22 protein-coding genes and 1 pseudogene are annotated in these 22,696 nt (G+C 60.7%); 5 read left to right on the top strand and 18 right to left on the bottom strand.

Going from position 1 to position 22,696, the window contains the following annotated elements; translation table 11 throughout:
* Positions 1-73: 73 nt before the first annotated feature.
* On the top strand, positions 74-472 hold the full coding sequence (locus tag PQR53_RS27680) for a RidA family protein (RefSeq protein WP_408461149.1): 399 nt from the start codon (positions 74-76) through the stop codon (positions 470-472).
* A gap of 65 nt (positions 473-537) precedes the next feature.
* On the opposite strand, the gene PQR53_RS27675 is transcribed toward PQR53_RS27680, so the two are convergent.
* The 3 genes from PQR53_RS27675 to PQR53_RS27665 all read right to left on the bottom strand — a co-directional run bounded on the left by PQR53_RS27675 (position 538) and on the right by PQR53_RS27665 (position 4,763).
* Complete coding sequence (locus tag PQR53_RS27675; protein WP_408461146.1) at positions 538-1,665, bottom strand: porin; 1,128 nt, start codon at positions 1,663-1,665, stop codon at positions 538-540.
* 70 nt (positions 1,666-1,735) lie between these two features.
* On the bottom strand, positions 1,736-3,115 hold the full coding sequence (locus tag PQR53_RS27670) for an MFS transporter (protein WP_408461144.1): 1,380 nt from the start codon (positions 3,113-3,115) through the stop codon (positions 1,736-1,738).
* A 181-nt stretch (positions 3,116-3,296) separates the two neighbouring features.
* Positions 3,297-4,763 (bottom strand): amidase, encoded by a 1,467-nt coding sequence (locus tag PQR53_RS27665; RefSeq protein ID WP_408461141.1) that lies wholly within the window; start codon positions 4,761-4,763, stop codon positions 3,297-3,299.
* A 133-nt stretch (positions 4,764-4,896) separates the two neighbouring features.
* Between PQR53_RS27665 and PQR53_RS27660 the strand changes: the two genes are divergently transcribed.
* Positions 4,897-5,814: a LysR family transcriptional regulator gene (locus tag PQR53_RS27660; RefSeq protein WP_408461139.1), complete on the top strand. Its 918-nt coding sequence runs from the start codon at positions 4,897-4,899 to the stop codon at positions 5,812-5,814.
* A 57-nt stretch (positions 5,815-5,871) separates the two neighbouring features.
* On the opposite strand, the gene PQR53_RS27655 is transcribed toward PQR53_RS27660, so the two are convergent.
* From PQR53_RS27655 to PQR53_RS27585, 15 genes and pseudogenes are all read right to left on the bottom strand, one after another.
* Positions 5,872-6,888, bottom strand: a complete 1,017-nt coding sequence (locus PQR53_RS27655; protein ID WP_408461136.1) for an MBL fold metallo-hydrolase — start codon at positions 6,886-6,888, stop codon at positions 5,872-5,874.
* A 13-nt stretch (positions 6,889-6,901) separates the two neighbouring features.
* Positions 6,902-8,236 carry an MFS transporter gene (locus PQR53_RS27650; RefSeq protein WP_408461133.1) on the bottom strand — a complete coding sequence of 445 codons (1,335 nt, stop codon included), beginning with the start codon at positions 8,234-8,236 and terminating at the stop codon, positions 6,902-6,904.
* A 127-nt stretch (positions 8,237-8,363) separates the two neighbouring features.
* Positions 8,364-8,462, bottom strand: a pseudogene (locus PQR53_RS27645) (cyanase); the annotation flags it as partial.
* A gap of 275 nt (positions 8,463-8,737) precedes the next feature.
* The gene (locus tag PQR53_RS27640) at positions 8,738-9,541 is read right to left on the bottom strand and encodes an ABC transporter permease (protein ID WP_408461130.1); all 804 of its coding nucleotides are present in this window, start codon (positions 9,539-9,541) and stop codon (positions 8,738-8,740) included.
* Positions 9,538-10,308 (bottom strand): ABC transporter ATP-binding protein, encoded by a 771-nt coding sequence (locus PQR53_RS27635; RefSeq protein ID WP_408461127.1) that lies wholly within the window; start codon positions 10,306-10,308, stop codon positions 9,538-9,540. Before PQR53_RS27635 ends, PQR53_RS27640 begins: the two co-directional genes overlap by 4 nt.
* Positions 10,305-11,600 carry an acyl-CoA thioester hydrolase/BAAT C-terminal domain-containing protein gene (locus tag PQR53_RS27630; RefSeq protein WP_408461124.1) on the bottom strand — a complete coding sequence of 432 codons (1,296 nt, stop codon included), beginning with the start codon at positions 11,598-11,600 and terminating at the stop codon, positions 10,305-10,307. The genes PQR53_RS27635 and PQR53_RS27630 overlap by 4 nt, the downstream gene beginning before the upstream one ends.
* Positions 11,597-12,676 carry an ABC transporter substrate-binding protein gene (locus tag PQR53_RS27625; protein ID WP_408461121.1) on the bottom strand — a complete coding sequence of 360 codons (1,080 nt, stop codon included), beginning with the start codon at positions 12,674-12,676 and terminating at the stop codon, positions 11,597-11,599. The genes PQR53_RS27630 and PQR53_RS27625 overlap by 4 nt, the downstream gene beginning before the upstream one ends.
* Positions 12,677-12,679: 3 nt before the next feature.
* Entirely contained in the window at positions 12,680-14,257 is a 1,578-nt protein-coding gene (locus PQR53_RS27620) for a class I adenylate-forming enzyme family protein (RefSeq protein WP_408461119.1), read from the bottom strand.
* Positions 14,254-15,018, bottom strand: a complete 765-nt coding sequence (locus tag PQR53_RS27615) for a VOC family protein (protein WP_408461116.1) — start codon at positions 15,016-15,018, stop codon at positions 14,254-14,256. Before PQR53_RS27615 ends, PQR53_RS27620 begins: the two co-directional genes overlap by 4 nt.
* Entirely contained in the window at positions 15,018-15,449 is a 432-nt protein-coding gene (locus tag PQR53_RS27610) for a PaaI family thioesterase (protein ID WP_408461113.1), read from the bottom strand. The genes PQR53_RS27615 and PQR53_RS27610 overlap by 1 nt, the downstream gene beginning before the upstream one ends.
* A gap of 21 nt (positions 15,450-15,470) precedes the next feature.
* On the bottom strand, positions 15,471-16,475 hold the full coding sequence (locus tag PQR53_RS27605; protein WP_408461372.1) for a zinc-binding dehydrogenase: 1,005 nt from the start codon (positions 16,473-16,475) through the stop codon (positions 15,471-15,473).
* A 60-nt stretch (positions 16,476-16,535) separates the two neighbouring features.
* Complete coding sequence (locus PQR53_RS27600) at positions 16,536-17,537, bottom strand: ABC transporter substrate-binding protein (protein WP_408461110.1); 1,002 nt, start codon at positions 17,535-17,537, stop codon at positions 16,536-16,538.
* A gap of 35 nt (positions 17,538-17,572) precedes the next feature.
* Positions 17,573-18,346 carry an ABC transporter permease gene (locus PQR53_RS27595; protein ID WP_408461107.1) on the bottom strand — a complete coding sequence of 258 codons (774 nt, stop codon included), beginning with the start codon at positions 18,344-18,346 and terminating at the stop codon, positions 17,573-17,575.
* A gap of 3 nt (positions 18,347-18,349) precedes the next feature.
* The gene (locus PQR53_RS27590) at positions 18,350-19,093 is read right to left on the bottom strand and encodes an ABC transporter ATP-binding protein (protein WP_408461105.1); all 744 of its coding nucleotides are present in this window, start codon (positions 19,091-19,093) and stop codon (positions 18,350-18,352) included.
* Entirely contained in the window at positions 19,090-19,863 is a 774-nt protein-coding gene (locus PQR53_RS27585) for a GntR family transcriptional regulator (protein ID WP_408461102.1), read from the bottom strand. The genes PQR53_RS27590 and PQR53_RS27585 overlap by 4 nt, the downstream gene beginning before the upstream one ends.
* A 296-nt stretch (positions 19,864-20,159) precedes the next feature.
* Between PQR53_RS27585 and PQR53_RS27580 the strand changes: the two genes are divergently transcribed.
* The 3 genes from PQR53_RS27580 to PQR53_RS27570 are packed head-to-tail and all read left to right on the top strand — an operon-like array spanning position 20,160 to position 22,672.
* Complete coding sequence (locus PQR53_RS27580) at positions 20,160-21,416, top strand: aconitase X (protein WP_408461099.1); 1,257 nt, start codon at positions 20,160-20,162, stop codon at positions 21,414-21,416.
* Between the two features lie 4 nt (positions 21,417-21,420).
* The gene (locus PQR53_RS27575; protein ID WP_408461096.1) at positions 21,421-21,906 is read left to right on the top strand and encodes an aconitase X swivel domain-containing protein; all 486 of its coding nucleotides are present in this window, start codon (positions 21,421-21,423) and stop codon (positions 21,904-21,906) included.
* Complete coding sequence (locus PQR53_RS27570) at positions 21,899-22,672, top strand: pyrroline-5-carboxylate reductase (RefSeq protein WP_408461093.1); 774 nt, start codon at positions 21,899-21,901, stop codon at positions 22,670-22,672. Before PQR53_RS27575 ends, PQR53_RS27570 begins: the two co-directional genes overlap by 8 nt.
* Positions 22,673-22,696 lie beyond the last annotated feature (24 nt).

The raw sequence follows: 22,696 nt of genomic DNA, 5'->3' as shown, positions 1-22,696 counted from the left end.
GTTGAGCCAATTGTGTCGCCACGCCGCGCATCGCGTGCCCTTCCCCATCAAACTTCCGTAAGAGACGCATGACATGAACGAACGAAAGGCCATTATCCCTGCAGGAATGGACGCAGTGTACGAGAAGATTCGCTACGCACCCGCAGTCAAAGTGGGCAACACGATTTATGTGTCCGGTCAGATTGGTCGTGACATGACCATGCAACTGGTCGAAGGTCGGGAGGCCCAAATGGTGCAGGCATTCGAGAATCTCAAGTTGGTGCTGACGGCTGCAAATGCGTCGCTGAGTGATGTGGTCGACTTGACGACGTTTCACACGGACATGCGCGACCTGCCATTATTCATGCAGGTGCGCGACCGCTACCTCAATACGCATCCGCTGCCAGCGTGGACGGCAGTGGGAGCACACATGCTAGGAGGTGCGGCGGGCTACGTCATTGAAATCAAGGCTGTGGCCGTATTGTCCGATTAACCTCGGAGCTACTGCTTGCCGAGGCACGCCGCTTGAATCGACGGCGGATGTCCAACATCGTGGCGCTAGAAGTATTGCCGCATACCTATCATAGCTCCCAACTGATTCGCGCCACGATGTGGCGTGGTACCGCCGCCGCCTGCGCTAATTGTGTAGGCGGCCTCTGCACTATTCGAGAGGTAGCCAATTTGCGCATACAGTGCGGTGCGCTTCGAAAGCAAATACATACCGCGCACAGTGGTTAATGTCGCACGAGTATCATGCTGCGCATTGACAACCCGGATGATCTCACCTTCGGCAAGCAATGAAGGAGTGACCTGATATGACACACCGCCAAAAAAGATGTCAGAACGGATATCCGGCGTTGAAGAATGATCTTTCGTATTACGATGAAGCCAGCCGCCTTCCACTTTCACCTTGCCAACCATCACATGAGCCGCAAGCAGCAGCCGGGAGTCCATGTCGGTTGGGCGATTGGTTTGCACAGGAGGCACGCCGTCAAAAAAATTGGCAGCTGCTCCCGTGCCTCCCCGCTGTTCGTCGTACGATAACCCACCACCGAACGTCGGTCCGTCGTACTTGATCATCGCTGTCCACTGCCGGCATTGCGTAAATGCTCCCGGAACCGATCCAGCGCACAGACCTTGTCCCGGAGAATTGCCTCCGACTGCGTCTCTACCAAAAGAATAAGTCGCACCAATTGTGACGTCGTGGTAGACACCTTTGTAGCCAATCGCATTGTCGCTACGCGCATTGGGAACGTAGGCGTCAACGGAGCCGACCCCATAGATGGCAGGCCCCATGACATCGTTATCAAGAACCGTGTAGAGGGTCGCCGTATTCTGACGGCCGAGGAACCACGAGCCCGTCGGCCCCGATATCCCAACCCACGCCTGGCGGCCGAATAAGCGGCCACCTTGATTGAGGTCGCCACCTCGTGGATTAAACGAGCTTTCGAGGTTAAATGTTACCGAGTAACCATTCCCCAATACCTCGGAGCCGCGCAGTCCCCAACGTGACGGAGTTGATCCCGTAATTGCGGGTATTCTCACGACGCCGCTACCAGCAGAGTCGGCGTGTGTGACGTACTCCACACCCGTATCTACAATTCCATATAACTGCACGCTTTGTGCGAATACCGAACCACTGACTAAGCCTACCCCTCCGACGAAGGTAATTGCAATTTTTCTCACTGTGTCTCCAAACAATAGCAATACTAACTATATTTCTTTATATGAGATCTTCAGATCGATACGTAGTCGTTTAGTCGGAATCCGGTGTAAGTTGTTGCAGGATTACGTCTGTACGTATTTGCCGCCGTGCCAGACAATCTTTCAATAAAAGAGCCGCGGCTGCGATGAAGCTCGGAATCGCGAGCATGCTTAGAATGGAGCCGATGCCGAATCCGGCCTGGAGGAAGCTTGCTCCGGCCATGGACCCAACAATGCCACCGATCCGGCCTATGCCTAGCATCCACGCAACGCCCGATGCGCGCCCATTGGTTGGGTAGAATGCAGCGGCAATAACCGGCATGGAAACCTGCGCACCGTTTAAACAGGTCCCGGCAATAAAGATCAGCACGCCAACGAAGAGCACGCCACCGGTAAGCTGTCCAATGCTCCAGAGAAAGACGCCGGTCAGAATATAGGTGAAGGCGACGACACGATGTGCGTTAGCGCGGTCCATGAAATATCCGCAGGCAATCGACCCAAGTCCGCCCCCAAGGGGAAACAGCGCTGTGATCAAAGATGCCTGTTTCAAGGTCATCCCACTGTCTTTCAATAGGGTCGGAAGCCAGCTGGTCAGCATGAAGTAGACGAGCAGTCCCATAAAATACGTAAGCCACAGCAGCAAGGTTCCCGCACGAAAATTCTTCGACAGGATCAACGCAACGGACGTCTGTCTGGTAGCTCCAGATTGCTCGTGAAGTGTGAATCGTTGTCCTGTCAACGTCGTGCCGGAGATACGACCGAGCACCGCATTGACGCGTGCCGCGGGCCATGACTTCGCGACCATGAATCGAACTGACTCCGGCAGATAAATGAGAAGTGCAACGGCAAGTAGGAGTGGCACAGCGCCGCTGACGAAAAACACGCTTCTCCATCCGAATCCGGGAATAAGCACAGCGGCTGCGAATCCACCAGCGGAAGCGCCTATCGTGAATCCGCAAAACATCACATTGACCAGAAGTCCCCTGTGCTTTGCGGGTACATATTCCGAAATCATCGTCGTCGCGTTCGGCATGGCCGCACCCAACCCGATGCCGCTGCACAGGCGTAGCATCGTGAGTACTTCAGTAGAATGGGCTTGCGTACAGGCGAGACTGAATGTACCAAACGACAGAACGGCACCCACCAGGACACGTTTTCGACCGACGCGGTCGGCAAGCGGACCTGCGATAAGAGCACCGACTACAGATCCGATGAGCGCAGCGCTCAGTATGGGGCCGAGTTCGAGCCGTGTCAGCCCCCACTCTTTGGCAAGCGCGGGCGCAACGAATCCGCCTGCCGCCGTGTCGAAACCATCCGCGGCAACGATCAGAAAACACAGCGCGAGAATAAGCCACTGGTAGGGAGAGAACCTTTGCTGGTCGATGAAAGCCTGGACATCAACCACGTCAGATGAAGAGTTGGCTGAGGACATAATGAAGTCTCCTGATTGCGCGACTCGTGTGCGCGTTGCTGATTGTGAGTACGTTGCCCACACTTGAATGCTTGTCGATACCGGTACGGAAATCGAAGATGCACTCGCCATCCCGACTTCTGCGTCATACCGGCCGGGTAGTGACTTAAACGGAGCCCGGGAATATCCGGGTCCGGGCATCTCAGTCAGCCCTATAGTCGAGAGCAGATGTCGCGCCGGCATTGCATTCAATGACTGATGCAGCCGCGAGCAGGCGCAATTCCCGAAAACTGTCGGCCACCAGTTGCACGCCTACCGGCAGTCCACTGGACAGACCCGTTGGAACACTGATCCCAGGAAGTCCGAGCGCTGCAGTGGCGATCATGGGACTCTGGGCGGCTACGAGCGCACGCATCTCATCGACCGTTCCCAGGTCCGCGCCCCACGGTTGAGGCAGGCGGCATGAAACGGGCAGCAGGGCAATTGGGTAGCGGCCAAGGAATTCGTTCCACTTGCGACGTAATTCGTCGAGCCGTGCGATTGCCCGAACGTAACCGTTCAGGTCGACTGTAGGCCCGCAATCAGCCATGTTGTGGACCGATCGTTTGATGTCGGCGTCTCCGATCGCATCCACGCCGGCAATCATGCCAAGACGAGACTCCGTCATTACGATCGACTGCCAGACTCCAACGCACTGCTCAATTTCCGGGGGCAGCGCGCGCTCGACAACATAGCCGGCCGCTGAGAGCGCGACCGCCGCCTGCTGGAGCGCTGCCTTGATTTCCGCACAAACCGTGGTTCCCGGAATCTCGTCGATCAGGGCGACCTTAACTGGCGCAAAATCATCCGGGTGTTCCAACCGCGCATCGACCCATGTTGGGTCACGCGTATCGGCGGCGATCATTGCGCGTAGTCCGAGTAACGCATCGGCGACCGATCGAGCGAGTGGGCCCTGCGCGGACATGGACTGAAGGCCGTAGAAGCGCTGGCTGGTGGTCGGGTGATAGGCTGGGACACGTCCCGGCGTGGGACGAAGGCCCACCACACCGTTCACGTACGCGGGGTAGCGGATAGATCCGGCAATGTCGGTGCCATGCGCCAGAGCGCACATGCCGGTCGCTACGGATACACCGGCACCACCGCTCGATCCACCTGACGTAATGTCCTCCCGCCACGGGTTCAGCGTCCTGCCGTGTAGGGGATTGTCGGTGAACCACCGGAAAGAAAACGGCGGTACGTTCGAGCGGCCGATGATGTTCGCGCCGGCATTGCGTAGGTTGGCGACCACGGAACTGTCCGCGGGCGCGACGCGTGCAGCGTAAGCCGGAACGCCATTCGTCGTTGCTTCACCGGCTACGTCGACGTTGAGCTTTATCGTCAACGGTACGCCATGCAGGATTCCGGCTTCGTGGGGTGCGTTTCGCAACAAATCGTCCGCCCGATTCGCGGTCTCGATCGCCTCCTTACGGTCCCCATGCACAATGGCATTCAGTCGTGGGTTGACCGAATCAATGCGCTGGTGGAAGGCCTCGAGCACCTCCGCGCAAGAGACAGAACCTGCGCGAACCTGTGCAGCGATATCGACCGCGTGCCAACGCCAGATCTCGCCTGGCAGTGTGGTGGTTGATCCTTTGGCTTGCAGAAAATCGCCGTTGTGCTTGGTTGACATGTCTAATCCAGCTTAATGTCGTTACGCGGAAAGAAGGGGTGAGTGCGAATATTCTTGCACCGGACCACTATCCAGACAACCGAGCGGCAGGATAAAGTGTATCGAAATTCTTGATATCACCTGGAACGAAACTATGGCTTCCCTTGATGTGGAATGGATCTGGGTTTTCGACGAGATATACAAGACACTGAGTGTGACGAATGCCGCGGATAAGCTCGGCATTACCCAAGGCGCGGCCAGTACCGCGCTTAATCGTCTGCGTGCCTATTACGACGATCAACTCTTCATCCGCACCTCACGCGGCATGCGGCCAACGCCGCGCGCAGTCGCGCTGCACCCCGTGCTGCACCAGGTGCGCGAGGACCTGGAAGTCGCTCGAACAGGCGCGCCCGTCTTCGACCCGGTCAATTCCCATCGGACATTTCGTGTGTGCATGACTGACCTTGGCGAGATATCCCTGCTTCCGCGGCTGCTTAGCCACCTGCAGTCTCACGCACCAGGCATTCATGTCGAGGCCGAGAAGATCAATTCCGACAGTCCACGGCGGCTGGAAGACGGCACAGTCGACCTGGCGGTGGGTTACATGCCGCAACTCGATGCGGGCTTCTATCAGCAATCCCTGTTCGAGCAGGACTTTCAGTGTATTGCCAGCCTTTCGCACCCGCGCATTGGAAAGCGGCTTGGCAAGGCCGCCTATGGCGCCGAACGGCACGTGGAAGTCTCCAACCCAGGGACGGGGCATACCGCGATGGTCGACAAGGCGCTCGCTTCTGCTGGCGTCACACGCGACATCGCATTGCGGGTGCCGAGCTTTCTGGCCGTTGCGCAGATCGTGAGTGAGACGGAACTTCTCGCGACCGTGCCACGCTATTACGCACTCGCCATGTTGTCCCGCGAGCCGATTCGCAATTTGGTGGTGCCGTACGAGTTGCCGCGCTACACCGTGAGGCAGCATTGGCATGCGCGTTTCCATCGCGATCCCGGCAACGTCTGGTTGCGACAGACCGTTGCCAGTCTCATGCCCGCCGCTGTGATGAGACATCCGCTATGAGCGGAGCGAAGCGGCGGCGTGGAAGCCCCGCTCAAGACAGTGGCTTGCCAATAGGGCTTATTGCAGACCGGCGTAGACCATCTTTGTGAACTGGTCGCCATTGAACACAAAATTCCCCCATTTGGCGTCAAACGCGGCTGTGGGCTTGGCGGCAATAATTTCGTCCAATGACTTGCCTTGCTTTTTCAAGGCTGCGACGTTGTCGCGTACCGCGACCAACATGTCGCGAAACTCGATCAGTTGCGCGCGTGTACCCACCGCACCGTGGCCGGGAATTACGATCGTGTGATCTGTCGTGAATGCCACAGCCTTGTTGGCCCATTCGATCGCACCATTGATGTCGCCGCCATCTTCGTTATCGATGTACGGATAAATGCCATTCCAGAAGGTGTCTCCGAGGGCCAGCACATCGGCCTTTTTGAAGTAGATCCACACATCACCGTCGGTATGGCCATGGCCAAAGTTTTCGACTTCGATGCGCGTTCCATCGAAGTTAAAGGTCTTTTCATGGTCGACAATCAGCGTCGGACGCGCACCTGCCGGCACCGGCTCGAAGGTCCAGTTCCAGGCATTGACATGAGTGGTTTCGGTCAAATGCCTCAGGGTATTCTTCTGCGCGACGATGGTGGCGCCGGCCGCATGCATCCATGCATTGCCATCGGTATGATCCCAATGCCAATGCGTGTTGACCACGTATTTCAGCGGTGCGGGACTGATCTTGTCGAGTGCCGCCTGCACTTTTACCTGCGATTTGCTGATGCCCGCGTCAACCAGGAACTTGCCATCCTTGCCCGACAGGACGGTGATGTTTCCGCCGGAACCCATTAGCACGGTGATATTGCCACGCAGAGGTTCCACGACGAGATCAGCATCCGCACGGCGTAAATATCGCGACCCTGCGCCGGTATGAAAGTAGTCATCCGGCACAGCGTCCTTGCCTGATGAAGGCTGAGTGACGGTCTTGGCGAACGCCGCTGTAGAGACCAGCGGAAAGCCGGCAGTCATGGCGATCGACACCAATAGCAGGCTGGGCAATACGCCCGATTGCTTCCACAATTTGATAAACGCATTCATTTTTTATCTCCGTTTAGCGCGCCGAATTGTCCGTATGTGGAACAAGTATGGGGATAGGCAGTGAACTTCGACATCTACGAGGTGAGAGGAACGGTGTCAATGCAAGCATTCCGAGCGCAACGACAAACAAAAGCCAGACTGGAACCGCAAAAGAGCCCGTCAAATCTCGCAGCGAGCCGACAAGCAAGGGCCCGGCAGCCGCAAGCAGGTAACCCACGGTCATGACGAATGCATTCCACGTGTTAGCCTCGTCCGCGTCGTGCACGCTATCGAGTGGCAAGGTCATGCCGAGTGTGAAACCGCCGCCCAGACCAAACGCCGCAATGGCAATCCAGACTTGGGGTATGAGTAACGGCGTCAATGCCAGCCCCAGCGTCCCTACTGCCGCGAGCACCGCGCAAGCGGCGAGCCACCCACGGCGGTCATGGGCCCGGCTCAAAAACCCGAACACAGGAATCCCAACCGTAAACGCCGCTGTGTAGGTTGCGAGCAGAATGCCTGCCGACGCCGCGGACAGTCCGTGCTCCAGATATATTGGCGAAGTCCAGGACAGCAACGCGAAGAACAATAAATTGTCGCAGGCGAAGAACAACGCAATCAGCCACGCTGTCCGGTTCTTCAGCGGTAATCGTGCTGCGCGCGCCGCCCTGTTGACTACAACCGCAGTCTTCCGCCTTTCCCATACAAGGATTGCAAGCCCCGCGAAAACCGCTATCAGCGCGACAGGCGTCCAGACACCTGTTCCAAGTCGCCAGCCATTGGCGCCCGCAATCGCTGCGATCGGCCCGGTCGCGGCAGCAGAGACGCTGCTACTGAACGCGAGCGCGATTGCATAGATGCTCATGAACATCGCAACCTTGGTTGGGAACCTGGACTTGATAAGCCCCGCGAACAACGTTCCGGCTATCGCGATTCCGGCTCCTACCCCTGCTGTAGTCAACAGAAGTATCGAGACGTTCGGTGCAAATGTGCGTGCCGACATCGATACAAATAGCAATACGAGAGACCCAAGCAATACGCCGTTTCTTCCAAAGCGCCGCGCCAGCCACGGGCTCGGCAGCGCCAGCAGCCCCATGAGTAGAATCGGAATGGTCGTCAACAATGACGCCATTGCATGCGAAAGTGAAAACTCCCGGCTGATGAGCGGCAATACCGGCCCGATCGAGGCGATGCCGGGTCGAAGAGCCATCGCTATGACCACCATCGCAATAACTAGCAACACTGCCTCTCTCGTATCAGCCGATCCTTGATGAGTATCTTCAGCATGAATCTCTGTCACAGCACTATTCGACACGATATCCTCGTCATCGCGATCGGCGTCTATGGGTGGTGCTGCAAGCGCTTTCATTGAAATACCCCTTTTGAATTCGTCGAATCTGAGGCAGTGCGGATCATCTCGTCATAGCGCGGAATCCAGGCACGACCCCCACGCTTCCAGTGGGCTGATATTGACCGTTGAGCGGACGACAACGCGCTTACCACCCCTCAGGATCATCGATTGACTGAAGGTCAAATTTGAAATCGATCGCGCTGATGATGAAGTCGCGAGACTTCTCATGAACCGACGCTTTCGATGTCGAACCGTAGGGGGCTGATTAAGAACTGATGGAGGGAGGATGCGCCGATGCGGCTAGAGGTGTCCAAGACTGGTTGATTATCCTGGCTATAGGAGATACCAATACTTGGGAGAGGTGAGAGGTGACGCTGCTGCGGCACATCTCTCATTGCAAGCTCACGCTCGTCAAAACTCAAGCGTAAGCAATCGGCGCATCTGATGTGCGCCGGAGCCTTCCGGGATACCTGAGCATGTCCGTCCTGAATCAAAGTTCCGGACGCTGACCAGCAAGCCTTACGCCGACGTGTCAGTCATCGTGCGGGTTGACTGCTGTTCCCAGAACACGACGCGCCGCTGCAGCACCCGCACGATCTGCGCGCCGCTCACGCCGATCACGGCAAGCAGCACCACGCCTGCGAACATCGTCGCCACACTCATGTTGACCGACGACGAACTGATCAGATAGCCAAGCCCGCGCTGCGACGAAAGAAATTCACCGATCACCGCACCGATTAGCGCAAGTGAAATCCCGATCTGCAAACCGCTGAAAATCTCCGAGGCGGCTGAAGGTAACTTCACGTGCAGAAACAGAAACGCCCGTGACGCGGAAAATGCGCGGCACGCGTCGAGCAAATCCGGATCGGCGCGCCGCAGTCCGTTGACCGTGTTGATGAAGAGCGGAAAAAAGCAGACCAGCACGACGAGCACGATCTTCGACGCGCTACCGTATCCACACCAGACGAGGATGATCGGCCCTAACGCGACCTTGGGCATCGCCTGCAATCCGGCGAGGAGAGGAAACACGAAGCGCTCGAACATGCGCGATTCCGCCAGCAGCGCGCCCAGCAAAACCGCCAGCGCAGACCCGATCGCGTAGCCCGCCAGAGTTTCGACGAGCGTCGCGCCAATATGCGGCCATAACGTGCCGTCGGCGAAACCGTTTACGAGCGCATCGAACACCTGCTTCGGCGCGGGCAGAATGTAGTCGGGAATGGCGAACAGCCGAACCGCAGCCTGCCAGACGGCGATCACCACGATCAGACTGACGAGCGGATAGACGAAGGCCGGCACAGCGGGCCGTGCGCGTCGGGTGGTCATTGGAAATGTCCCCTCAGATAACGGCAGGCCTCGACGAAGGCCGCGCTCGCCATCGTGTCGGCGTTGCGTGGACGCGTGAGCGGTACGACGAAATCGTCGATGATGCGGCCGGGCCGAGCGGACATCACCACCACGCGGTCGGCCAGAAAAACTGCCTCTGGAATGCTGTGGGTAATGAACAGCACCGACTTGCGTTGCGTCATCCAGATGCGCTGCAATTCCAGCGTCAATGATTCGCGGGTCATCGCATCGAGCGCGGCGAACGGCTCGTCCATCAGCAGGAGTTCCGGATCATGCAGCAACATCCGCGCGAGTCCGACGCGCTGCTGCATGCCGCCGGAGAGTTCAGCCGGATAGTTGTCCGCGAACGAGGCAAGACCGACGAGTTCCAGCAAGTCCCTGGCGCGTTCCACTGCGGGTGCGAGAGGCAGACGCAGCGTGTGTGCCGGCAACATCACGTTGGCGAGCACGGTTTTCCACGGCAGCAGATTCGGCTTCTGAAATGCGACGCCTACGTCGCGGCCGGGCCGATCGAGCCGCTTGCCGCCGATCGTGGCGCGACCGCCCGTCGGCGTGATCAGGCCGGCGGCCACTTTCAGCAGCGTCGACTTTCCACAACCGGACGGTCCGAGCAGCGTGACGAACTCGCCGCCCGCGATACGCAGATCGATGTCGCGCAGCGCGTCGATCGTGCCGCCGCGGGTCTGATACCGCACCGAGATGCGCTCGGCAGTGAATGCATCGGTGAAGGAAGTCGTGGAACTCATGCCGCGCCGCTCGCCGTTTCGATGAAACGCAGCACACGTGGCCAGGATGCTTCATTCGCATGTGCATTGGCGGCCGCCGTACCGCCCGCGGTGATTCGCACGCCCGCGACCGGGTGCGGTCGTGCGACCAGCGTGGTCGGCACGTACGGGAACAGAATCGAGTGGCCGGCGCCTTCATAACGCAGATGCTCGACGGAATGCGCGAAGCCGCGCCGCGTCAGATCGTCGACGATCATCGCGGCGTAGTGGCTCGATGGCCAGAAGCCGTCGTCGGTGCCGGAAATCAGCAGGATCGGCGCGGCGATCCGCTCGACCGCGATGCGCGAGCGGGCCACGGCGGCCGAGTCGTCGAGTGCCGAGACGAAGGCGGGCGCCTGGCGGAGCGGTTCGCCGGGCGTGGGCGGATGGCGGAAGGCGCTCCAGTCCGCGTGGCGGTTGTCTTCCCAGACGTGAGGCAGCGGTTTGCCGGCGAGTGTCCACGCCACCGAATCCGGTGGTTCATCGGCGGCGCCCGCGCGCAGCGTGCCGTGCAGCACCGCGCTCGGCACGTAGCCGATCACGCCCGACACGCGCTCCGGATACGTCGCGCCGAGCAGCAACGCAAGTTCGGCGCCGCGTGACTGGCCGGCCACCGCTACGAACCCATTGCGAGGCTGTACAGTCTGGCGCAGCCAGTCCAGTGCCCGCGCGAAGTATTCGAGCGGAGTCCGGGAGATGGTCGGCGGCAATCCGGGCGCCTTGAAATAGCCAAGCGCCAACGCCGCGACGCCATGGGCAGCGTACAGCGCGGCGCGTGGCTCGTTGATGCCGCCGCCAGAACCGTTGAGTACGACGACGGCCGGATGCGGGCCAGGCGTCGCGGGAATGAACAGCGTGCCCACCACGCCGTCGGCATGGACCTCGCGACGCGTCACGCCCTCGGCCTGGATCTGCTGCACGAATGAAGCGCGCGCCGTCGCGCCATGCGAGTCGCGCACCTCGAGGTCGACCTGCAAAGGCTCGATGCTATCGGCGCCAGGCGCCTCCTTCACGCAGCGCATCGACCAGACAACCCCCATCGGCTGCACCCCGCTCGCCGCATAGTCGCCGGACACCGGCGCCGCGGTACGCAGATCGACTGTGCCGGTTTCGTCCGCCACGAAGCGGTTGACGCTCTCCCACTCGCTGCCGTCGTGCTGCCGCTGCCGTGCGGTGACGTCGAGCTCGGCGTGCGGCGAAAAGCCGGATAGCACGATGGCTCGCGCCACGTCGATCAGCGCCGTATGTGGCGTCACCTCAATGCGCGCGCTCATTGCTGCCTCGCACGGTCGCGAAGGGCTGCCGCATCGAAACGGCTGAACTCGGCAACGAACTGATTCGAGAAGACCTGCTCGATGGGCACCTCGCCCTTGGGGAATTCACCGACCTTCTGCATCTCCGCCAGATTCGCCTTCACAGCCGGCAGGTTGTACGCGCCGGCCTGGCGCGGTTTGCCGTCCGGAGTCAGCAGGATGCGGTCGAGCCGACGCTTGAGCAGTTCGACCGCTTCACGCAGATTCTTCGTTTCGTCGCCCTGCGGCTTCGATTCCGGATGCTCGGCCCAGAACGCCTTGACGCAGAACGCGGGGTTCGTCTGACACACGATTTGGACCTTCGTATAGGCACGGCCGAAACGCGCGATCAGATCCGGATGCTCCGTAAAGGTATCTCGATGCGCGATGAAGCCGTTGCCCGCGGTTTCGTCGAACACCGCCGGGTAGCGGATGCGCCGGATCGGCGTGCCTGATAGTTCGAGCATGTCGTCCCAGCTACTGTTGAAATTGAGCGCATCGACAGCACCCGTTTTCAGCGCATGAAAACCCGCGCCCAATGCCCCAACCGCAACATAGTCGACGTTTTCGCCGGGCTTGAGACCGGCCTCGCGCAACGCCGCGCGTCCGCCTGGAATCGTGCCCCAGCTCAGCGCGCCCACGCCGATCTTCCTGTCTTTCAGATCGGCAATCGTTTTTACGGGCGAAGACGTGAGCACGGCGAACTCCATCGTGTTGGCCGGCACGCCATTGTAGAAATACCGTACGGGCACAGGTGTGCCGCCGTTCAGATAGCTCGATAGCACCGGCTCAGCGGTCGGATAGCCGAAGGTGATGCGTTTGCTCGCCACCTGCGGAATCAGCGCGCCCGCACCTTGAAACACGATCAGCTTGACGTCGAGACCCTCTTCCTTGAACAGACCCATCTTGTCGGCGGCGGCATACGGTGCGCCGTCGTGCACGGCAGGCGGTATGGCGAGACCCACGGTGACGGTGTCGAGCGCATGCGCACTCACGGCGTCGAGAACGAGCATTGAACTGCAAACGGCCTTGAGCAAGGTGGCGTGGATCGTCTTCATGATTTATCGAATCCTTGCGGAGGAAAGGTCAGCCGCGACGCGTTCTGCCGCCCATTGTTTGAGGGCGGTCCGATCGACCTTGTTGGTCGACGCGAGCGGTATGGCGTCCACGAACCACACGTGACGCGGATGTTGATACGCCGGTGCGTGCGCGAGCGCGAAAGCCTTGACGTCTTCGGCATTGAGCGCCGCGCCGTGCTTCGGCACGACGAACGCGACAGGCTTGGTCCCCTTGATCTCGTCCGCAACAGGGACGACGCAAGCCTGCTGAATCGACGGATGACGTTCGAGCATGGTTTCGACTTCGCCCGGGAAAATGTTCTCGCCACCTGAGACGAACATATCGTCACGCCGGCCGACGAACGTATAGAAGCCGTCAGCGTCGCGTTGAAACACGTCTCCCGTGCGATAGAAGCCGTCCGGCGTAATCGGCTGGATCAGCTCGGGCCGGTTGTGATAGCCGTTCATGAGCCCCGGGCTGCGCATTTCCAGTTCGCCCTCCTCCACTTCCACACCGTGCGGGTCGACCAGCCGCAGATCGACCAGCGGGTGCGCCACGCCCACTGAGCGCGATGGTGTCGGCAGACCGGCGGGATGCGGTCCGAACACCACCGGTCCGCCCTCCGTCGTGCCGTATGCGTTGATGACCTTCGCGTTCGGCAGCAACGTATGGATCTGCGCCAGCAAGGCGTCGCTTACCGGCGCCGATCCCATGCGCACGTAACGCACCGGCGAAAGATCGGTCTGCGCGAGCAACTCGCGCTCCTGCAACATCATGGCGATCATCGGCGGAACGGACGTGAGCCAGGTGCAGCGCCACGCATCGATTGCGCGGATGTAGTGGCGCGCATTGAACTGCGGCAGCAACACCGTCGTCGCGCGCGCGGCCAGTGCCAGAAACGCAAGCGCAAGCGCATTCATATGGAACAGCGGCGCCGCGATCAGCAAGCGTTCGTCGTGCAATGGTTGCGCCGCGAGCCGTGTCTGCACGACCCACAGATGGCTCTGATGGGATAGCACGACGCCCTTTGGACGTCCGGTCGAACCCGAAGTGTAGAGAATCAGAGCGGCTTCGCCCGGTTCGGGAACGTGGACGTCGAACGGTGCGCGCTGCTGCCACTCGCGGTAAGCGGTATAGGCCGAAAACGTGACGGGCGTAGTGGACAACGGCGTGTTCGCCGACGGGTTGTGCGGTTCGTCGAACACCACACACGGCAGTCCGTCCGGCACGTCGGCGACGCGCCGCTGATCGCAAAACACGAGGCGCGCACCGCTATCGGCGATCACATCCGCGATCAGCGCCCTCGGAAACTTGAAATTGACCGGCACCGCGATCAAGCCCGCGCGCATGACCCCCAGCATGGTCGCGATGTACTGTGCCGAATTGGCTGCCAGCACGGCAATGCGATCGCCCCGCTGATACGTAGCGCTCAAGGTGCGCGCGACACCGTCGGCCATCGCATCGAGTTCGCCGAAAGTGTAGCGAGCCGGTTGCTGTCCTTCCTCGAGACCGACTAGCGCCAGCGCGTGCGGGTCCTGATCGCGAGCGATCAACGCACCGAGATTGAGCGGGAACGTCATCGGATAAATTCCAGCAAAGTATCGAAGCGCGGCAACGCCACCAGCGTGCGATCCTGCTCCGTCTGCGCCGGCAAACCGGCCGCGGCCGCCCGCTCCCCTATCTCGCGCCACTGCGGCGTGCGGATTGTGATCGCCGCATAGCGTGCCGCACGCTCGACGACATGCTCCGCCAGCGGCCCGAACTGCGAGTCGAAGCCCTCCCGGTTCCAGAACACCAGTTCGAAGCCGGGTGCGAGTGCGCCCAGACGCGAATAGGTGTCGGCGGATGCGCCGATCAGATGCAGGCGTTCAAGGGCATACGTGCCGTTGGCATGCGACTGCCACTCGTCGCGAAACACCAGTTCGGGCGTCAGGTGCTGACAGAAATAGACGCGTCCGCCGGGCAACTGACCGGGCGCCAGCCGGACCGTCGTGAATCGCGCGTCGCCCAGCGGCGGCACGGGCCGCGAAAAAGTCTGCGGCGGCGTGGCGTCGAAGCCCGCCGCACGCAAGCCGGTGAACGTCGACTCTGGATCGTCGATGCGGAACACAAGACCATCCGCGCCGAGCGGGCTCGAAACGATTTCCTCGCGAATGGTCTTGCCGTCCGCCGGCAGGCCGATCAGTTCGAGATAGTGTCCGCCGAACACGACGGCGTGATTGATCGAGCCGAGTGTGTGGTAGCCGCGCGGCGTCAACGTGAAACCGAGCTGCTCGAACTGAACGTGAGCGGCGTCGATATCGAAGTGCGTGTTGATGACGAGATGGTCGAGTTTGAGCATCAGCTTTTAGCGGGCTGCGCCGCGGTCGAGTACGCGCCACGGCCGCTTGCCACCAGCTTGCCGTCGGCGTCGAATACATGGGCCTCGGCGGTCGAGACCTGAGAGCCGAACTTGATGAGCTTGCCCTTCACGCGCAGGTCGCCCGGCAACGCCGCGCGGTGATAGTCGACCCGCAGATCGATGGTCGGCACGCCGCGACCGGTCTTCGACACCAGCGCCCAGTCCGCGGCCAGATCGACCAGTGCCGCCAGGATCCCGCCGTGCGTGTAACGCTTGTCAGGATTCACCACCCACTCTTCGCGCCATGTCGCGCTCAGTTCGATTTCGCCATCGGCCACCGCGATCACCTTCAGACCGAGCCATTCATGAAAAGGCCCACGGCGCAGACGCGCCTCGATATCCTGGGGCGTCGGCAATGTTGCTTCGCTCATGTTGTTTCCTTTAATCGATGTTCAGGGATTGACCACGACCTTGCCGAGCACTTCGCGATCGCGAATCAGGCGCAAGCCTTCGGCTGCCTGCTCGAGCGGCAGTGCACGATCAATCGAGGGCTTGAGCACACCCTTGCTGATCTGATCGAGCAGGGCACGCAGGTTGTCGTCATAGAAGCTGTTCGAGCCGATCACCTTGAGCTCGAAGCTCCAGATGTAGCGCAGATCTTCGACCGGCGCATGGCCGGCAGTCGCGCCGCACACCAGCAGCGTGCCGCCGCGCTTCAGGCATTTCAGCGACGGCACCCAGGTGTCGCCGCCCGTAAAGTTCACGACGACATCGACGCCGCCTTCGTAGGTCCGGCGTTGCGGCTTGCCGTACTGACCGATGGCCCACTTCGAGAAGTCGGTGGTCTTGTAGTTGACGACATGGTCCGCGCCCAGCGCCTTGAGTTGGGCGGCTTTTTCGTCACTGCCCGCACACGCGATCACTTCCGCGCCGAGCTGCTTTGCAAGCAACAGGCAAGCCGTCCCCACGCCGCCGCTTGCGCCGAGGATCAGCACGCGGTCGCCGGCTTTTACCGTGTTGTGCGTGATCAGCATCCGGTGCGCCGTACCGTAAGCGACGGGCAACGCCGAAGCGTCATTGAAACTGACCGCGTCAGGCAGCGCAATCAGCTGTTCGGCCGACACCGCGCAGTACTGCGCCATGCCGCCGTCGAGCATTTCACCCATCAGGCCTTTTTCGCGATTCAGCGGATTCACGAGTACGCGATCACCCGGCTTCCAGCCGTCGACGCCTTCACCCACCTCGACGATCTCCCCGGCCATATCGAGGCCGATCACCACCGGCAGCGGCACCTTGATGCCCGGCATGCCCTTGACGGTGAACACATCGTGATAGTTGAACGACGAAGCGCGCACGCGAATCACGACGCTGCCCGCCGCCGCGGCCGGCACGGGTCTGTCGGTCACGACCTTCAGTTGATCCAGGTCGCCGTGTTCGTGCAAAACGAGCGCTTTCATCGTGGATGGGATGGGTGATGCCATGTTGTGCTCCAGTTGTGTCTATTGAATCTATTGAATCTATTGAATCGATTTCGACTCGATGTAGGGGCCGGTGGCGAAGAGGTCGTCAGGCAGCTTGCCCTTGATGACCCCGCCGTCGACGAAAATCTGGTGCTCGCGTTTTAGCGTCTCGAGATCGATCGGTTCGAAGGTCACACGATTGATATCGGACCAGCGTGCGGCATACGCTTGCGCGTCGTTCGCCGGCAGGTTGGCGCTTTTTTGCAGAATCGCCGCCACCTCACTGTGGTGCGTCGCGCCCCACTGCAGCGCGGTGCGCATGCCGGCGATCAGCTTCGCGACGTCCTGCGGATGCCTCTCCAGGTAGTCGGCCCGGATCGCGCTGACGCCGATATAAGGCGTTGCGTCGGACTTCGTGAGCTTCTTCCATTGGTCGCCGAAGCTGCCGAGACGGCGCACCTTCAACTCCTGTAACTGAGCGATCGTCACCGAGCGCAAGGCGGCGGCGTCGACCTGCTTCTGCACGAGGAATTGCGCGAGACGTGACTCATTTCCGGGCACCAGCGAGAAGTCGCCGCTTTTGATGCCCTCATTACCTTGCAGCACAGCCGTCGCAATGGCCGCAACCGAACTGCCGGCGGGCGACATGCCAACCTTTTTGCCGCGCAGTTCCGTAAGCGCCTTGATCGGCGAATCATCCGGCACGACGAATTCGACGTCCGCAGGCTGGGTCGCCAGCACGATCTTCAACGGCACGCCGTCGGCCGCCGTGCTAAATACCGCTGCGGCCGGCGCGGCGAACGCGAAGTCGATCGCATTGGCGGCGAGCGCGCGATTGGGCGCGTTGACATCGGCGAAGCGCACGAACTGAACGTCGAGTCCACGTTGCTGCAGGAATTTCTGCGCTTCGAGCACGGCGCCGAAACCGAGGCTCACGCCGCTCGTCCAGTAGCCGACGCGGATCGGCTCCGCCTGAACCGCGCGTGCGGCACCGAGCAGGCTGGCCGCCACGATCGCCGCCGACAGCACGGCCTGTTTCAGTAAAGGGATACGTCTCATGGTCTATGCCCCGTAGTGTGGTTAGTCTTCTGTGGTCAGGCCGCTTTCTTCCAGCGAAAGAGCCGCCGTTCGAGCGGCTTGAGCACGCCCGCCTCGAGCGCCAGCATCAGAACGACGAGCGTCACTGTCCACGCAAATACCTGGTCCGTCTGCACGAGATCCGCCGCCTGGCGCAACCGGTAACCGATCCCGTTCGATGAACCGATCGTCTCCGCAACCAGCGACACGCGCCAGCCGAAACCGAACGCGAGCCGCGCGCCCGCAAAGAAATGCGGCAGGATGGTCGGCAGGAAAATCTTGCGCATGATCTGGGCGGACGTCATCCGGAAACTGCGCGCCAGTTCGACGTGTTGACGATCCACCGTCAGTGCGCCCTGCCATACGTTGGTCAGAATCAGCGGCATGGCCGTCATGAAGACGACGAAGATGGTCGTCGCATTGGAGATGCCGAACCAGATGATCGCGAAAACCGCCCAGATCGCCGACGACACCGTGTTCACGATCGACAGCAACGGCTCAAAAAAACCCGCCACACGCGGATTCGAACCGAGCACGATACCGAGCGGCGCGCCGACCAGTGCCGCCAGCACGAAACCCGCCAGCACCCGGTACAGCGTGATGCCGAGATCTTCGAAAAAGGTGCCGCTTTGCCACAGCGATACGAATGCCGTACCGACCCTCACGGGCCCGGGCAGCACGAATTGCGGCATCCGCAGTGACGCGAGCCACCACGCGGCGATCAACAGCGCGACGAGCACGACACGCTGGGTGACAAGACCAGAAAAGGAATGGGATGAAGCTGTAGACATGGATCAGAGCAGCAAACGGAGTTGGCGGATCGCCTCGGCGACGGCGGGATCTGTGGCGCTGCGCGGGCGCGGCAGGTCCACCTTGACGATGTCGCGCACGCGGCCCGGGCGCGGCGCCAGCACGACTACGCGGTCGGCCAGTACGACAGCCTCTTCCACATCGTGGGTCACGAACAGGACGGTCATCTGCTGCAACTCGCGGATGCGCAATAGTTCGTGATGCATCTGCTCGCGCGTCTGCGGATCGAGTTTCGAAAACGGCTCGTCCATCAAAAGAATGCGGGGCTCGGTGACGAGGCTGCGCGCCAGCGCAACGCGGCTGCGCATGCCACCGGACAACTGGTGCGGATGAGCGTCACCAAAAGCGCTGAGGCCTACCAGGTCGAGAACGGCATCCGCGCGCGCACGGCGTTCACGCGCAGGCACACGCGGCCGTTGCGCTTCAAGGCCGAACTCCGTATTCGCGCGCGCCGTGCGCCACGGCAGCAGACGGTCCTCCTGAAACATGTAGGCGAGCGCGTGGCGCTCTCGGGTGCCCTCTGCTCGCCTGCCGTTGATCCAGAGTTCGCCCTCATCCGGATCGACCAGGCCCGCAACGATATTCAACAGAGTGCTTTTGCCGCAGCCGGAGGTGCCGAGCAGCGCGACCGTCTCACCTTCCGCGACGTCGAACGCCACGCGTTCGAGCACCGGCAGCGCGCCGTACCGTTTCTCGACGCCGCGCAATGAAATGGCCTGGGCCGTCATCGCCGCAACTCCGCCACGGTGAAGACCGGCAACGACGCGCCGGCACTCGACAGGCTCGCGTAAACCTTCTCCATGGTCATGCTCTGGAAGGTTTCGATATGCCGGCGTGCGATAGTTTCGGCGCGGCGGCCATCGCCGGCTTCGAATGCGTCGATCATGGCATTGTGGTCGTGCTTGATTTCGGGCTTCGTGCCCTGCACGCCGAAGCCGAGCGCGACGAGGCGGCACATTTCGTCCATCAGGCTCGCCAGCGTGCGGTGTAGTCGTTCGTTGCCGCTCGCGGCCGCGATGGCAAGATGGAAATCGCGATTCGCATCGAGAAATACGTCGATCTGATCGGACAGCGCGCGCTCCGGATGCGGGACCCGGCACGCTGCCTCGAGACGCCGCAGCAACGCGATGTCGACGCGCCCGCATGCGAGCCGCGCCGCCAGCGGCTCGAGTTGTACGCGCAGCGTGAAGACTTCTTCGACATCCCTCAGCGTGACTGGGGCGATACGGTAGCCCTGGCGCGGAATCGACCGGATAAAGCCTTCCTGCACCAGACGAACCAGCGCGATCCGGCAACTGTTTTTGCCGATCGCGTAGGTGTCCATCAGTTGGCTCTCGCTAACGGTCGAGCCCGGCATGAACCGACAGGACAGGATATCGCGCCGGATGCGGCCATAAGCGTCATCACCGCGCGACAGCGCTGCGCGCTCTTCGCCTGTGGTGAGATTGACGCCGGGGTCTTCGTGGATCATCGACGATGGTTGTCGTGAGCTGCTCACGAGCTTTCCTTGAAACACTCAAGGGGCCATCGTAGGTGTTCTTCAGCGAATACGTAACGAACAAAATACGCTATAGATCCGATGCATTTTGCTAGCGTGGGCTGCTCAGCAGACCGCTCGTTCTGCAACGGGCTTGCGCTTTACCCTCACAAGGCGCCATGCCGCGAAAGCGGCGCGTCGTTCACCGCGTTAAGCGCGGCAAATTCAGTGAACGTCCACGCGGCCATCCGTGGTCCCCAACACGAACGTGCGGTATCCTCATTCCTGTTGCGCATGACCCCAACAAAGAGGCGAAGGTGCTTGAACTATCGGTTCGTGACAAAGCAATGCTAAGCGGTGAATTCGGCGATGGCGCAGCGCTTGCGATGCGTATAGTCGTCGCCACGGCGCACGTGATGAACGCTCAAAGACTGGTCGATGTTTCCTCCGCTCATATCGACGGGTGTCTGTACCACGGATCCGTGAGTCTCGATTTCGTCGAGCGATTTGTCGCGTCCGGAACGCGGGTCACCGTCCCGACCACACTCAATGTCGGATCGCTCGACCTCATCCACCCGGAGTTGTATCGCGGCAAACCGGCAACTGCGAGCGCGGCAAAGCGCCTGATGGAGGCGCATCTGGAACTCGGGTGCGAAGCGACTTTCACGTGCGCGCCGTACCAGTTAAAACACCGCCCACGCCTGGGCGATCAGATCGCGTGGGCTGAATCGAATGCGATCGTTTTCGCCAACTCGGTTTTGGGCGCCCGCACAAGTCGCTACGGCGATTTTCTCGATCTCGCGGCGGCAATTGCCGGCCGGGTCCCGTATGCCGGATTACATGTCACCGAAAACCGGGCCGCCCGTCTTGTGTTCGCAGCGCCCGACTTCAGCGATTCATCGCGGCGCGACGCCTGTTTCGCCGCTCTCGGCTTTCTTCTCGGCCTTAAAGCTGGAGCAACGGTAGCCGCGATCACTGGATTGCCCGCGGACACGACAGAAGACGAATTGAAATCTCTTGGCGCTGCGGCCGCATCCAGCGGCTCAGTGGCACTCTTCCACGCAGTAGGAATTACCCCAGAAGCTCCGACGCTTGACGCCGCGCTACAGGGCGGCGAGCCGGAGCAGACGATTGTTGTCAGCGAGGCGGACCTGGTCGCGATCCATCGCAAGTGGAACGATGCTCGCTCCAGTGAGCCACTCGCCGCGATCAGTCTGGGAACACCGCATTTTTCGGTCGACGAGTTTCACCGGCTCGCCAAATTGTTCGAATCACACAAGGGGCCGCTCCGATGCGACTTCTATGTCAATACGAGCCGTTATGTTCTCTGGCAGATCGAAGAGGAAGGGCTCGCCCAGCAACTGGCCTCGCGCGGCGTTCAGATTGTGGTGGACACATGCACTTACATCACCCCCGTGATGAAACAGATCAAGGGACGGGTGATGACTAACTCAGGGAAGTGGGCGCACTATGCCCCTGCGAACATCGGCGTCACAGTCGCGTTCGGGAGCATGACCGAATGTGTTCGCTCCGCCTTCGAAGGGAGAGTTTGCACTGATGAACTGGCCGGCTAGACCTATGACCACGATCCCGCCCACTCTCGAGTTTGACGGCCAGGTCCTTGTGCCGGGGCGCGCAAGCGGCCTTACCATCTCGCTCCCCCCGTTGAGCTTCTGGGGCGGCTACGACGCTGAAAACGGGGTGATCGTCGACAAGACACATGCGGGCTACGGACAAAGCCTGAAAGACCGGATGCTTGTGATGCCGCGGGCGCGCGGGTCCAGCTCCAGCAGCAGCGTGCTGGCTGAAGCATTGCGCAATGGGACAGGCCCCAGCGGCATCGTACTGGCAGAACGCGACCTGATTCTCGCCATAGGTGTTATTGCTGCCAACGAACTCTATGCCCTGAACGTACCCGTCGTGAGTGTGGGCGAAGATGTGTTCGCGCAAATTGCGTCTTTCACCGCAACACTGGAGATTGACGCCGACGATACGTCGCGCCCCGCGAGAATTTACGTCCAGAATAGGCTTGTCCCTTCATCCAGGACGCTCGGAAATGATTGAACGAATAGGTTTTATCGGCACGGGGACAATCACCGAAGCGATTGTCACTGGCCTTGCTGCGGCGCCACGTGGGCTACGCGAGATCTGGGTATCACCTCGCAATCAGGAAACAGCAGCAAGGCTGTCAGGCAGACATGCATTGGTTCGCGTCGGCCGGGACAATCAGGATGTCGCGGACAGATGCGACCTGCTCTGCCTCGCCGTGCGACCTCAGATTGCAGAGCAGGTGCTGTCGCAGCTTCATCTGGCGCCGACGCACCACATCCTCAGTTTCATTGCGACGTGGAATCGCGAGCGAATTGCGGCATTGATGCCCGAGGTAAAGCATATCGTCCGTCTTGCCCCTTTGCCGATGGTCGCGCAGGCGATGGGGCCGACCATCATCTACCCAGAGGACCGTGTCGCCACCGAACTGTTTGCGCCGCTCGGCGCCGCTATTCCTGTCGAGAACGAAGACGCTTTTGACTGTCTGTTCGCCTCCACCTCGTTGATGGGAAGTTTCTTTGCCATGATCGAAGCGCAGGCGACGTGGCTGCATCAACAAGGCATCCCCTATCCCAACGCGCGCACCTATCTTGCGTCGCTATTTAACGGGCTGGCCTGCACTGCCAATACAAGACGTGAATCCTTCGCCGAACTCTCGAAGGAATTTTCCACGCCTGGCGGCCTAAACGAGCAAATGACCGCTGACCTTGAATCGCAAGGGGTATTCCGCGCTCAAGCCAGCGCGCTCGACCGCATTCTCGCCCGCATCAGGAAACAGTGAAACGGGCCTTGCGACGATGGCGAA

Source organism: Paraburkholderia fungorum, assembly GCF_046027605.1.
In the GTDB taxonomy this organism is placed as follows: Bacteria; Pseudomonadota; Gammaproteobacteria; order Burkholderiales; family Burkholderiaceae; genus Paraburkholderia; species Paraburkholderia fungorum_F.
Note: the sequence above shows the minus strand (reverse complement) of the source record. Positions and strands in the feature narration are given on the sequence as shown.